The sequence below is a fragment of the Natronospira elongata genome (genome assembly GCF_034931365.1).
Taxonomy (GTDB): Bacteria; Pseudomonadota; Gammaproteobacteria; order Natronospirales; family Natronospiraceae; genus Natronospira; species Natronospira elongata.
In genome coordinates this window covers 76869-90096 of the sequence record NZ_JAYGII010000004.1, presented here as the reverse complement: position 1 = coordinate 90096, position 13228 = coordinate 76869, and the positions used below count along the sequence as shown (strand labels likewise).

General features: G+C 64.1%; 12 protein-coding genes. 11 read left to right on the top strand and 1 reads right to left on the bottom strand.

From position 1 onward, the window contains the following. The 10 genes from mraY (at position 1) to lpxC (ending at position 11538) form a co-directional block, all read left to right on the top strand. Positions 1–1089: a phospho-N-acetylmuramoyl-pentapeptide-transferase gene (gene mraY, locus VCB98_RS03310; RefSeq protein ID WP_346050463.1), complete on the top strand. Its 1089-nt coding sequence runs from the start codon at positions 1–3 to the stop codon at positions 1087–1089. A gap of 14 nt (positions 1090–1103) precedes the next feature. Further along, entirely contained in the window at positions 1104–2453 is a 1350-nt protein-coding gene (murD, locus tag VCB98_RS03305; RefSeq protein WP_346050461.1) for a UDP-N-acetylmuramoyl-L-alanine--D-glutamate ligase, read from the top strand. Beyond that, positions 2450–3631, top strand: coding sequence for a putative lipid II flippase FtsW (gene ftsW / locus VCB98_RS03300; RefSeq protein WP_346050459.1), 1182 nt, complete (start codon positions 2450–2452; stop codon positions 3629–3631). Before murD ends, ftsW begins: the two co-directional genes overlap by 4 nt. Beyond that, positions 3628–4728, top strand: a complete 1101-nt coding sequence (gene murG / locus VCB98_RS03295) for an undecaprenyldiphospho-muramoylpentapeptide beta-N-acetylglucosaminyltransferase (protein WP_346050457.1) — start codon at positions 3628–3630, stop codon at positions 4726–4728. Before ftsW ends, murG begins: the two co-directional genes overlap by 4 nt. Beyond that, positions 4725–6164 (top strand): UDP-N-acetylmuramate--L-alanine ligase, encoded by a 1440-nt coding sequence (murC, locus tag VCB98_RS03290; RefSeq protein WP_346050455.1) that lies wholly within the window; start codon positions 4725–4727, stop codon positions 6162–6164. Before murG ends, murC begins: the two co-directional genes overlap by 4 nt. Then, entirely contained in the window at positions 6151–7086 is a 936-nt protein-coding gene (locus VCB98_RS03285; RefSeq protein ID WP_346050453.1) for a D-alanine--D-alanine ligase, read from the top strand. Before murC ends, VCB98_RS03285 begins: the two co-directional genes overlap by 14 nt. Beyond that, a complete protein-coding gene (locus VCB98_RS03280; RefSeq protein WP_346050451.1) occupies positions 7083–7865 on the top strand; it encodes a cell division protein FtsQ/DivIB in 783 nt (260 codons plus the stop codon). The genes VCB98_RS03285 and VCB98_RS03280 overlap by 4 nt, the downstream gene beginning before the upstream one ends. Beyond that, positions 7858–9093 (top strand): cell division protein FtsA, encoded by a 1236-nt coding sequence (ftsA, locus tag VCB98_RS03275; protein ID WP_346050449.1) that lies wholly within the window; start codon positions 7858–7860, stop codon positions 9091–9093. The genes VCB98_RS03280 and ftsA overlap by 8 nt, the downstream gene beginning before the upstream one ends. Positions 9094–9201: 108 nt before the next feature. Further along, on the top strand, positions 9202–10350 hold the full coding sequence (gene ftsZ, locus VCB98_RS03270) for a cell division protein FtsZ (RefSeq protein WP_346050447.1): 1149 nt from the start codon (positions 9202–9204) through the stop codon (positions 10348–10350). Positions 10351–10620: 270 nt separating this feature from the next. Further along, positions 10621–11538 (top strand): UDP-3-O-acyl-N-acetylglucosamine deacetylase, encoded by a 918-nt coding sequence (gene lpxC, locus VCB98_RS03265; RefSeq protein WP_346050445.1) that lies wholly within the window; start codon positions 10621–10623, stop codon positions 11536–11538. 99 nt (positions 11539–11637) lie between these two features. Here the strand turns inward: lpxC and VCB98_RS03260 are convergent, their stop codons facing one another. Next, positions 11638–12105: a DciA family protein gene (locus tag VCB98_RS03260; protein ID WP_346050443.1), complete on the bottom strand. Its 468-nt coding sequence runs from the start codon at positions 12103–12105 to the stop codon at positions 11638–11640. A 129-nt stretch (positions 12106–12234) separates the two neighbouring features. Between VCB98_RS03260 and VCB98_RS03255 the strand changes: the two genes are divergently transcribed. Next, positions 12235–13167, top strand: a complete 933-nt coding sequence (locus VCB98_RS03255) for a peptidoglycan DD-metalloendopeptidase family protein (RefSeq protein WP_346050441.1) — start codon at positions 12235–12237, stop codon at positions 13165–13167. Positions 13168–13228 lie beyond the last annotated feature (61 nt).

The following is a 13228-nucleotide window of genomic DNA, read 5'->3' as shown; positions in this document are numbered from 1 at the left end:
ATGCTGCTTTGGCTGACTGAATATCTGACCCAGTTCCACACTGGATTCTCTGTATTCCAGTATCTGACCATGCGCGCCATTCTCGGGGTGCTGACGGCGCTGGCCTTCTGTTTTGTGGTGGGGCCGGCCATGATTCGACACCTGAGCCGCTACCAGATTGGTCAGCAGGTTCGCGACGACGGGCCCCAGAGCCACCTGGTCAAGGCCGGTACGCCCACCATGGGTGGAGCGCTGATTCTTCTGGCCGTGACGGTCAGCACCCTGTTGTGGGCGGACCTTGAGAACCGCTATACCTGGGTCCTGATCGGGGTCACGCTGGCATTTGGTGCCATCGGCTGGGTGGATGACTGGCGCAAGCTGGCACTTGGAAATTCCAAGGGCCTGTCCGCTCGAAGCAAGATTTTCTGGCAGTCCCTGGCTGCCCTGGCCACGGCTGGTTTTCTTTATTTCACCGCTCCGGCGGGGAATGGCCCCGAGACATCGCTGCTCATTCCCTTCCTCAAGGATGTCCTCATCCCCCTGGGCGGCCTGTATGTCCTGCTGGCCTATTTCGTGATCGTCGGTACCAGCAATGCGGTCAATCTCACCGACGGCCTGGATGGCCTGGCCATCCTGCCGGCCGTGATGGTGGCCGGGGGGTTGGGGATCTTCGGTTATGCCTCCGGTCACCTGGTGTTCGCCGACTACCTGGGGATTCCCTTCATCCCCGGGGCCGGTGAGGTGGTGGTCTTCTGTGCCGCAATGGTGGGCGCCGGTCTGGGCTTTCTGTGGTTCAACACCCATCCGGCCCAGGTATTCATGGGGGATGTCGGGGCGCTGTCCCTGGGCGCTGCCCTGGGCACGCTGGCAGTGATTACCCGTCAGGAAATCATTCTCGTGATCATGGGCGGGGTATTCGTGGTGGAAACCCTGTCGGTGATTGTGCAGGTCACATCTTACAAGTTGACCGGGCGGCGCGTATTCCGGATGGCGCCGCTGCATCACCATTTCGAACTGAAGGGCTGGCCCGAGCCCCGGGTGATCGTGCGCTTCTGGATCATCACCGTGATTCTGGTGTTGATCGGTCTTTCCAGTCTCAAGCTGCGGTAGGAGTGTAGCGCTAGATGGCGGCAATCGCGGACAAACAGCCACGGCAAAATCTGGTGATCGGCCTCGGCCGCACCGGGCTGTCGCTGGTTCGTCATCTGCTCGCCCGGGGCGAGTCGGTGGCGGTGGTGGACAGCCGTGTCCGGCCGCCCATGCTGGAGCGTCTGAACCGCGAGTATCCCGCCGCTGACTGGCAGGGCGCGATTCCCGATCAGCCGCCGACAGGCTGTGAGCGCATCCTGCTTTCCCCCGGCGTAGCCGCCGATCTTCCCCTGTTGCAACAGGCTCGGGCTCAGGGTCTTGAAGTCATTGGCGATGTGGAACTGTTCGCTCGTCATCACCAGGCCCCGTTGGTCGCGGTCACGGGCTCCAATGGCAAGAGCACCGTGGTCAGCCTGATCGCTCATCTGGCCGGTGGTGAGGCGGCCGGCGTATTTGCCGGTGGCAACCTGGGCCAGCCTGCACTGGATCTGCTGGCCAGCGAGCCGAAGCTCTGTGTGCTGGAGCTGTCCAGTTTTCAGCTTGAGAGCACCAGCAGTCTGGATGCCCGGGTCGGCGTGGTGCTGAACGTCAGCGAAGACCATCTGGACCGCCATGGCGACATGGACCAATACACCGCCGCCAAGGCCCGCCTGGTGGGCCAATCCCGTACCCTGGTGCTGAACCGGGATGACCCGCGGGTCGCGGCCATGGCCGGCGATGCGTCCTCGGTGGTCTGGTTCGGCGCCGGCCAACCCAGGGGCGAGACCGAGTATGGCCTGCTTGAGGCGGATGATGGCCTCTGGCTGGTTCGCGGTGAACGCCGCCTGGTGGCCGCAGACCGTCTGCCCCTGGCGGGCCGTCACAATCAGCTCAATCTGCTGGCAGCACTGGCCACCCTGGAACTGCTTGGCTATGCGATGGACGAGGTTCTGGCCAGGCTGGAGACCTTCTCCGGCCTGCCGCACCGAATGCAGACCGTCCCCAGCCGTGACGGCCGGCGCTGGATCAACGATTCCAAGGCCACCAACCTCGGTGCCACCCTGGCCGCCCTGGCCGGCCTGGATGCCCCTGTCGTGCTGATCGCGGGTGGGCAGCCCAAGGGGCAGGATTTTGCGCCCCTGGGCCCGGCCCTGGCCCGTTCGGCACGGGGCTTGGTAGTGATCGGCGAGGCCGCCGACCAGCTCAGCGCCGTGGCTCCCACGGATCTGCCGCTGCGTCGGGCCGCCGACATGCCGGCGGCGGTGAGCGCTGCCGCCGAGATGGCGCATGAGGGTGATGTGATCCTGTTGTCCCCCGCCTGTGCCAGCTTCGATCAGTTCCGTGATTTCGCCGCGCGGGGACAAGCCTTCGAGCAAGCCGTTCAGGCTCGGGAGGTGCGGGCATGAGCGTGGCAGTGACCGATCAGCGCTGGTTGTATCGAATTGGTCACGGCCTGGATGGCCGGCTGCTGGCCGTTGCCGCTGCCCTGGTCATGATCGGCCTGATTGCCGTGGCGTCCGCCAGCATTTCCATTGCCGATCGCAACCTGGGTGATCCCTTCTACTATCTTCGCCGTCAAGGTGCCTTTCTGGGGCTGGCCTTGATCGGCGGTTTCATCATCTATCAGATTCCCCTGCGGCTCTGGGCGCGTTCGGGCCTGGCGCTGATGCTGCTGGCCTTTTTCCTGCTCTTGCTGGTGCTGGTGCCCGGCCTGGGCAAAGAGGTCAACGGCGCCATGCGCTGGATTGCGGTGGGCCCCTTCCACCTGCAGGTCTCCGAGCCGGCCCGCATTCTTCTGCTGCTTTATGTGGCCGGCTACATGGTGCGGCGCCAGCAGGAACTCAGTGAGCGATTCGCCGGTTTCTTCAAGCCGGTACTGGTTGTCGGCCTGGCCTGCTTCCTGCTCCTGCTGCAGCCGGACTTCGGTGCCGCCATTGTCCTGCTGGTCACTGTCCTGACCCTGCTGTTTCTTGGCGGCGTGCGCATTCGGGATTTCAGTTTTCTGGGTGGTGCAGGGGCCATGGTCATGGCCGGGCTGGCCTTTTCCTCACCCTATCGGGTGGAGCGCATGACCACCTTCCTCAATCCCTGGGCCGACCCCTTCAACAGCGGTTTTCAGCTGACCCAGTCCCTGATTGCCATCGGCCGGGGGGAATGGTGGGGCGTGGGCCTTGGCGGCAGCGTGCAGAAGCTGTTCTACCTGCCCGAAGCCCACACCGATTTCATCTTCGCGGTCCTGTTCGAGGAAGTGGGCCTGATCGGCATCCTGGTGCTCATGGGGCTGTTCGCCTATCTGGTCTGGCGCTGCTTTCGCATTGGCTCACTGGCCTGGCAACAGGGGCAGCTCTTCGGTGCCTATGTTGCCTGGGGTATCGCCATCTGGCTGGCGGTACAGACCGGTATCAACATGGGCGTGAACATGGGCCTGCTGCCCACCAAGGGGCTGACCTTGCCTCTGATCAGCTACGGCGGCTCCAGCCTGCTGGTCACCGTGGGTGCCCTGGCTCTGGTGCTGCGCGTTTCGCGGGAGCTGACACCGGTGAGCAACCGGCGTCGGCAAAGCCGCGGGGAGGTGCGGGCATGAGTCGAGGGCATATCGTGATCATGGCCGGCGGCACCGGCGGCCATGTCTTTCCCGGGCTGGCAGTGGCCGATTGTCTCCGTGAGCGTGGCTGGGAGGTCAGTTGGCTGGGCACCCGTGCCGGTCTGGAGGCCAGTGTGGTGCCGGATCGGGAGATTGAACTGGATTGCATCCAGGTCAGTGGCATCCGGGGGCGTGGGCTCCTGGGCTGGCTGTTGCTGCCCTTGCGTCTGAGCCGGGCCGTTTGGCAGGCCCTGCGGGTGCTGCGTCGCCGACGCCCCGACATGGTTTTGGGCATGGGCGGTTTTGCCAGCGGACCGGGTGGACTGGCTGCCCGCCTGCTGCGGGTGCCGCTGGTGATTCACGAGCAGAATGCCATCGCCGGCTTGACCAATCGTGTCCTGGCCCATTTCGCCCAGCGTGTGCTGTGTGGTTTTCCGGGCAGCTTCCCGGACAAGGTGGGCGCTGAAACGGTGGGCAATCCGGTTCGTCGGGCGGTGACTCAAACGACCCCGCCGGAGCGCCGCTTGCCCGGGCGAAGCGGCCCCATCCGCGTCCTGATCGTGGGCGGTTCCCGGGGGGCACGGGCACTCAATCAGCATGTGCCGGCTGCCCTGGCCGCGCACGGTGGCGATGTCGCCCTTGCGGTTCGTCACCAATGTGGTCGGGGCTGGGAAGGGGAGACCCGTGAGCACTGGCAAGCGCTGGGGGGCGAGGCGGAAGTCCTGCCCTTCATTGATGACATGGCGGAAGCCTGGGCCTGGGCAGATCTGGCCATCTGCCGGAGCGGGGCGCTGACTGTTTCCGAGTTGGCCGCTGCGGGCGTGGCTTCGATCCTGATTCCCTTCCCGGCGGCGGTGGATGACCATCAGACCGCCAATGCCGAGTTTCTGGAAGCGTCTCGGGCCGCCCGCCTGCTGCCCCAGGATCGTCTGGAGGCCGGTGAATTGAAGGAATTGCTGGAACCCTTGCTGGGGAATCGTTCACAACTGCTGGAGATGGCCAAGCGGGCGCGTCTGATGGCGCGGCCCGATGCCGACCAGGTGGTGGCCGATGCCTGCGAAGCCGTGGCCGCAGAGCGCCGGGGAGGTGGGGCATGAGTGACCGCATGCATCGTATCCATCACATTCACATGGTGGGCATTGGCGGCACCGGCATGAGCGGGATTGCCGAGGTGCTGAATACCATTGGATATGCGGTCAGCGGCTCCGATCTGCGTGATTCGGCCGTCACCCGGCGACTGGCCGAACTGGGCATTCGGGTCTTCCGTGGTCATGACGCCGCCCATGTCAAAGATGTCGATGTGGTGGTCATTTCTTCGGCGGTGGCCGACGACAACCCGGAAGTTCAGGCCGCCCGTGATGCACGCATCCCGGTGGTGCCGCGGGCGGAGATGCTGGCCGAGTTGATGCGCTTCCGGCGTGCGGTGGCGGTTGCCGGCACCCACGGCAAGACCACCACGACGAGCCTGATTGCCAGTCTGCTGGGCGAGGGTGGCCTGGATCCCACTTTCGTGATTGGCGGCCGGCTCAACAGTGCCGGCGCCAATGCCCGTCTGGGCGGCGGCCGCTGGCTGGTGGCCGAGGCGGACGAGAGTGATGCCAGTTTCCTGCACCTGCAGCCGATCATGGCCGTGGTCACCAATATCGATGCCGATCACCTGGAGACCTATGAGGGTGACTACCGGCGCTTGCGCGAGGCCTTCGTGCAGTTCCTGCACAATCTGCCCTTTTATGGTCTGGCCGTGGTCTGCGTGGATGATCCGGGTGTCCGGGAGATCTTGCCCGAGGTCAACCGTTCCCTGATCAGCTATGGCACCGCCGAGGATGCCGACGTGCGTGGCTTCGATTACCGGCCGGAGGGTGCGGGCAGCCACTTCAAGGTCGCCTTTGCCGATGGCGGCACCCTGTCGGTACGTCTCAACCTGCCGGGCCGACATAACTATCTCAATGCCCTGGCCGCAATCGCGGTTGCCCGCGAGCTGGAGATCTCGGAGGAGGCCATCCGCGATGCCCTTGATCACTTTCAGGGCATCGGGCGTCGCTTCCAGGTTCAGGGCGAGATCGGGGCTGCTGGCGGCACGGCGCTGTTGGTGGACGATTACGGCCATCACCCCAGTGAATTGCGGGCAACCCTGTCAGCGGCTCGTGAGGGCTGGCCGGAGCGCCGCCTGGTGCTGGTCTTTCAGCCCCATCGTTACAGCCGAACCCGGGACCTGTTCGAGGATTTCAGCGAAGTGCTCTCGGAGGCCGACGTCCTGGTCCTGACCGAGGTCTATGCCGCCGGCGAGGTGCCGGTGCCGGGCGCGGATGGTCGCAGCCTGGCTCGCAGCGTGCGGGCGCGAGGCAAGGTCGATCCGGTGTTTGTCTCCGCCAGCGAGGACTTGGCGGCGGAGCTGGCCGATACCCTGGCCGGTGTCCTCCAGGACGGTGATCTGGTCCTCACCATGGGGGCCGGGGACATTGGCGCCATTTCGGCGGCGCTGCCGGGACGACTGCCGGCAGAACAGCAGGGAGGCGCTGATGGAAAATCATGAGCTGATCAAGCGCCTGGGCCGCGTCGCCGTTCTGCTGGGTGGCGATTCAGCGGAGCGGCCGGTGTCGCTCAAGAGCGGCAAGGCCGTGCTGCAGGCCCTGCGCCAGGCGGGTGTGAATGCCGAACCGCTGGATCCGGCGGAGGAGGGCCTGGTGCGCCTGGCCGCCGGCCGTTTCGATCGCGCCTTTATCGTTCTCCATGGGCGTGGCGGCGAGGACGGCACCATGCAAGGGGCGCTGCAGACCCTGGGTATCCCCTATACCGGCAGCGGCGTCCTGGGGTCGGCCCTGGCCATGGACAAGTTGCGCAGCAAGCGCCTGTGGCAGGCCGAGGGCCTGCCCACCGCGCCCTATGCCCTGGCTCGTCATCGTGAGGATCTCGCTGCTGCCGCCGAGCAGGTGGGTTTTCCCATGATCGTCAAACCCTCGCGGGAAGGGTCCAGTATCGGCATGAGCCGGGTCGAGAACCTGAGTGAGCTGGAGCGAGCCTGGAGTGAGGCCAGCCGCCTGGACGAGCAGGTCCTGCTGGAGCGCTGGATCGACGGCCCGGAGTACACCGCTGCCGTCCTTGATGGCCGGGTGCTGCCCCTGATTCGTCTGGAAACACCCAATGTCTTCTACGACTACGAGGCCAAATACGAATCCAACACCACCCGCTATCACTGCCCCTGTGGCCTGGATGAGGCCCGAGAGGCCGAGCTGGCGAGTCTCTGTCGGCAAGCCTTCGAGGCCGTGGACGGTTCCGGATGGGGGCGGGTGGATCTGATGCTTGATGGTGACGGCCAGCCCTGGCTGCTGGAAGTCAACACCGTCCCCGGCATGACTGATCACAGCCTGGTGCCCATGGCGGCGGAGGCTGAAGGTCTGGATTTCCAGGCCCTGGTGCTGCGGATTCTGGCCGCGACCCTGGAGGTGCAGCGATGAGTCAGGCGCGCAGACGCAAAACAACACAGGCGCCTGCTCGGGAACTGCCCAGTTGGCTGCTGCCGGGCAGTGTGGTGGCGCTGATGGCCGGCGTGTTGATTGCCGCAGGTTGGCACTGGTTGCCCCGAGTGGAGGGCCCGGCCTTCGAGACCCTGGTGATCAAGGGTGAACGCCACCAGCTCTCGGCTGAGGTCTTGCGCGACCGGGTTCGGCCGATCCTGGACGACGGCTATTTCGGGGCCGATCTGGCTGAGCTGCGGCGGGAGCTGGAGGCCGAGCCCTGGGTGGCGGCGGTCAGCGTCCGTCGCCAATGGCCCTCGACCCTGGCCTTGACGGTGCATGAGCAGGTGCCGGCGGCGGTGTGGAACCGGGAGGGTTTTCTCAACGAGGACGGTGAGTTCTTCGTGCCCCGGGAAATTCATCAGGAGCCGGGTTTTCTGCCGGAACTGAGCGGGCCCGAGGGCAGCGAGGCGGAGGTCCTGGAGGCCTGGCAGGCAATGCAGGCGGAACTGGCGCCCCATGGCGAATCGGCGGTTGCACTGCGCCTCAGCGAACGCCGGGCCTGGACGCTGGAGCTGGCCTCGGGGCCCGAGTTACGCCTGGGGCGGGCCGACCGGGAGCGCCGCTTCGAGCGCTTTGCCCAGGTCGCCTTGCCGGCCCTGGCTCGGACCGAGCGGGTTGCCATGGCCAGCCTGGATTATATCGATATGCGTTACACCAACGGTTTTTCGGTGGCCCCTTCGGGAGGCGACACGACAGAGGACCAAGGTAATGGCTAGGAAGTCGGAAAAGAACCTGATCGTCGGGCTCGACATTGGCACCTCCAAGGTCGTCGCCATCGTCGGCGAGATCAAGGGTGAGGACCAGGTGGAGGTGATTGGTATCGGTCATCATCCATCCCGCGGCCTCAAGAAAGGGGTGGTGGTCAATATCGAGTCCACGGTCCAGTCCATTCAGCGGGCGGTGGAAGAGGCGGAGTTGATGGCCGGCTGCGAGATCCATTCCGTTTTCGCGGGGATTGCGGGCAGCCACGTCAAGAGTCTCAACTCCCACGGGATTGTCGCCATCCGCGACAAGGAAGTCACACCGGGTGATGTGGAGCGGGTCATCGATGCCGCTCGCGCAGTAGCCATTCCGGCGGATCAGAAGATACTCCATATCCTGCCGCAGGAATTCATCATTGATGATCAGGACGGGATAAGGGAACCGGTCGGGATGTCCGGTGTTCGTCTGGAAGCCAAGGTTCATATGGTTACCGGCGCGGCCAGTGCCGCCCAGAACATCGTCAAGTGTGTTCGTCGCTGTGGCCTGGAAGTGGACGACATCATCCTGGAGCAGCTGGCTTCCAGTTACTCGGTGCTGACCGAGGATGAGAAGGACCTCGGTGTCTGCATCGTGGATATCGGCGGCGGCACGACTGATATGGCGGTGTTTACCGATGGCTCCATTCGCCATACCGCGGTGATCCCCATAGCCGGCGACCAGATCACCAACGATATCGCCGTGGCCTTGCGGACCCCCACTCACCATGCCGAGGAAATCAAGGTCAAGTACGCCTGCGCCCTGCCGCAGCTGGCCAGCCCTGACGAGACCATTGAGGTCCCCAGCGTGGGTGACCGGCCGGCCCGGCGTCTGGCGCGCCAGACCCTGGCTGAAGTGGTTGAGCCCCGTTATGAGGAGCTGTTCAGCCTGGTCCAGGCGGAACTCCGGCGCTCGGGATTCGAGGACATGATCGCCGCCGGCCTGGTGATTACCGGCGGCAGCGCGAAGATGGAAGGGGCCGTGGAACTGGCCGAGGAGGTATTCCACATGCCGGTGCGTTTGGGCACCCCCCAGCATGTTCAGGGGCTGTCCGACGTGGTCCGCAATCCGGTTTACGCCACCGGCGTGGGCCTGCTGCTGTTCGGCAGTCGTGGCCTCAGCGCCGGTCGGCCGCAGGACAGCATGAGCGGTGGCTTCAAGGAGGTGTGGGACAGGATGAAGAGTTGGTTCCAGGGCAATTTCTAATACAGCACACAAGTCGGCCCGTCCCCTGCAAGGGGGCGGATCTTCAAGCAGCAATGAGTGAATTTTTATTGTTCGGCAGTAACGACGGACGAAACCGGGGAGAAGGTTATGTTTGAGCTGATGGATGGATACAGTCAGAACGCCGTGATCAAGGTGATCGGCGTGGGCGGGGGCGGTGGCAATGCCGTGTCCCATATGGTCAACAACGGAATCGAGGGTGTGGAGTTCATCTGTGCCAACACCGATGCCCAGGCCCTGCAGAACACCAACGTCAAGACCCAGTTGCAGATTGGCTGCAATATCACCAAGGGCCTGGGCGCGGGTGCCAACCCGGAGATCGGTCGCCAGGCGGCCATGGAAGACCGGGACCGGCTGATCGAGGTGATCGAGGGTACCGATATGCTCTTCATTACCGCCGGCATGGGGGGCGGTACCGGCACCGGGGCCGCGCCGGTGGTCGCTCAGGTGGCCCGCGAATTGGGCGTCCTGACCGTGGCCGTGGTGACCAAGCCCTTTGTTTTCGAGGGCGGCAAGCGGATGGAATCCGCCAGCAACGGCATCGAGGAGCTGGCCCGTAATGTGGATTCCCTGATCACCATTCCCAACGACAAGCTGCTGTCGGTGCTGGGCAAGCAGACCAGCCTGCTGGATGCCTTCAAGTCGGCCAACAACATCCTGCTGGGGGCCTGCCAGGGCATTGCCGAGCTGATCACCCGGCCGGGCCTGATCAACGTGGACTTTGCCGATGTGCGTACGGTGATGTCGGAAATGGGCATGGCCATGATGGGCTCGGGTGTGGCCACCGGCGAGAATCGTGGTCGGGAAGCGGCCGAGGCGGCCGTCGCCAGCCCGCTGCTGGAGGACATCGATCTCTCCGGTGCCCGCGGCATCCTGGTGAATGTGACCGCCGGCATGGACATGGCCATTGGCGAGTTCGACGAGGTCGGCCAGACAGTCAAGGAGTTCGCCTCCGATGATGCCACCGTGGTGGTGGGGGCGGTGATCGACCCGGAAATGAGCAGCGAGATCCGGGTGACCGTTGTCGCCACTGGCCTGGGTGCGCCGCAGGCCAACCGAGAGAAGCCGGATATGAAGGTGGTCAAGCGGGGCAACGATGGTCAGGTGGATTACGCCGAGCTGGAGCGGCCGGCAGTGATGCGTCGCAAGGCAGCAGGTGGTGAAAACTTCGCCGCCGACAGCGAGAAGGAATCGGAGTATCTCGATATTCCGGCCTTTCTGCGCCGCCAGGCCGACTGAGCCGCTGCTCGGCGGAGCACAACCCGTCCGGGCCGATCCCCGGAGGTCGGGACGGGTTCTGTTTCCCCGACATTGGCGGAACAAATGGCGAATCAGGAACTTGCATTGGTATATGCGCCTGTGATAATGTCCGCCGATCCGCTCGGTGCGGCGGCACTTGCCCCTGCCCGATGCAAAAGACAAGGCCGGGATTATGTCTCATCCGGCCGTGTATGACCGGCAGCGACCGTCCCCCCGGAGTGGCTGCCGAGCCTGAGAGTGAATAGAAGAATGCTGAAGCAGCGTACCCTGAAGAACATGATCCGCGCCACTGGCGTGGGCCTGCACACCGGCGAGAAGGTCTACATGACCCTGCGTCCGGCCCAGCCCAACACCGGCGTGGTTTTTCGCAGGGTGGATCTGGAGGAACCGGTGGAAATCCGGGCCCGCGCCGAGAATGTCGGTGATACGCTGCTTTCCACCACCCTGGTCCAGGGCGATGTCCGCGTGGCCACCATTGAGCACCTGATGTCGGCCTTTGCCGGGCTGGGTATCGACAATGCCTATGTGGACCTGAGCGCACCGGAAGTGCCGATCATGGACGGTAGCGCTGGTCCCTTTGTGTTCCTGCTGCAGTCGGCCGGCATTGAGGAACAGAATGCGCCCAAGCAGTTCATCCGGATCAAGAAGCCCGTACGGGTCGAGGAAGAGGGCAAGTGGGCCGCTTTCGAACCCTTCGACGGCTTCAAGGTGAATTTTGAAATTGATTTCCAGCATCCGGTGTTCAAGAAACACAGCCAGAACGCCTTGATCGACTTCTCCACCACGTCCTTCGTCAAGGAGGTCAGTCGTGCCCGCACCTTCGGTTTCATGCGTGACATCGAAACCCTGCGGGAGCGCAACCTGGCTCTGGGTGGAAGCCTCGACAATGCCATCGTGGTGGATGACTACCGGATCCTGAACGAGGATGGGCTCCGTTACGAGGATGAGTTCGTCAAGCACAAGGTGCTTGACGCCATCGGTGACCTCTATCTGCTGGGCCACAGCCTGATTGGCTCCTTCACTGGTTGCCGCTCGGGCCACAGCACCAACAACAAGTTGCTGCGTGCCCTGGTTGCCGATGAGTCAGCCTGGGAGGCGGTCACCTTCGATGACGTTGAGGACGCCCCGATTTCCTACATGACGCCGGTACAGGCCGTTCAGCTCTGATCCCATGGGCTGAGGTCTGATTCGGCAGGCAGGATGCCCCGCCACGGCGGGGCATTTTTGTGGGCGGTCATCGACGTCTGAGGGGGTATTCGGCATCGTTCATTCGCCTTCCCGCGCTAGACGTTCCAGGGCCTCGCGCAGCTCGGGGTCGTCAAGGTAGCGGGCCACCTCGCGAATATGCTCGCGACTGTTGCCGCTCAGGGATCTTTTGCCCCGCCGCTGCCCTCTGGTGGCGGCCCGGTCGGGGATCGCCGCTTCGCGGCCGACATGGCCGGCGCGCACGCTAATGCGCTGGGGCGGCGGATTGAGCTCACGGGCCAGACGCCGTTTCAGTTCGCCACTCATGTAGCGGGCTCGAGCAGTCCAGGCGGCGCTGTCCATGACCAGTTGCAGCTCGCCCGAGCGGCGTTCGGCGCCGATCAGGTGGCGGTCCAGGGGGCTGGGAAAACAGGCACGGACCTGTTCCAGCAGGCTGAGCTGATGGCCGGCCTGAGACACCAGTCGTCCCAGGGAACCACCCGCTCGCGACAGCCGGACTTGCAGTGATGTGGGAAATCTGTCCACCATGTACCTGATTCGGGCCAATTTTAGGGAATCGACACCCGGGTTTTGACCTGGGCGGCAAGGATGTCGATACTAGCGGGTCGCGAACTTTGACGACCCACATCCATTCTACATCTGGAGACTGGCAGCCGCATGAACATTATCGTCTGGACAAGACGGGGCGGGTCCCGCCAGTTCAATCTGGGATCGCCACTCCATCTCAGCACCTTCCTCTCCGGTCTGGTCCTGTTCCTGGGCCTGATGTTCGGTCTTGCCTTCATGCTGGTCCATGCCTACTACGTGGAAACCCCCGAGGAGCAGGCCCAGCGCTGGAAGTCCGAACTCGCCGCCGAGCGGGCCAAGCTGGAGCATGTCACCCGCGAGTCGGAAATGAAGCTGGCCGCCCTCAATGCACAGCTGGGCGAAATGCAGGCCCAGGTGACCCGTCTCAATGCCCTGGGCGAGCGCCTGACCCGGATGGCGGGGCTGGAAGAAGGTGAGTTCAATTTCGGGGCCATTCCCGCTCAGGGTGGTCCGGAAGAACTGCTCGACGATATTTCCCTTGGCGATGTCGGCGGCATGGGTGTTGAGGACAGCGTCGAGGATCTTTCCAACCAGATTCGTGATCGGGAACGTCAGCTTTCCGTCCTTGAAAGATTGCTCATGAATCGCAATGTTCAGGACAGGGTGCGGCCCCAGGGACGCCCCATCGAAGGTGGCTGGGTCTCTTCCGGGTACGGCTCCCGCACGGACCCCTTCAGTGGCCGGCGAGCCTGGCACGGTGGCATTGATTTTGCCGGCAACAAGGGCACCAATGTCATGGCCGTGGCGGCCGGGGTCGTTACCTGGTCCGGACGCCGTTACGGATATGGCAAAATGGTGGAGATCAATCACGGCAACGGTTATGTCACCCGTTACGCCCACAACCAGAAGAATCTGGTTGCCGTGGGCGACATGGTTCAGAAGGGAGACGTGATTGCCCACCTGGGGCAGACCGGTCGGGCGACCGGGCCCCATGTCCACTTCGAAGTCCATTACAATGGGCGCACGGTCAACCCGGTGGAGTACATCCGGGCCGGCAACTGAGCACGCCTGGGGGCGGAATTGTCCCGCATCGGCCGTGCGGCCGCCCGACACTGATTCCAAG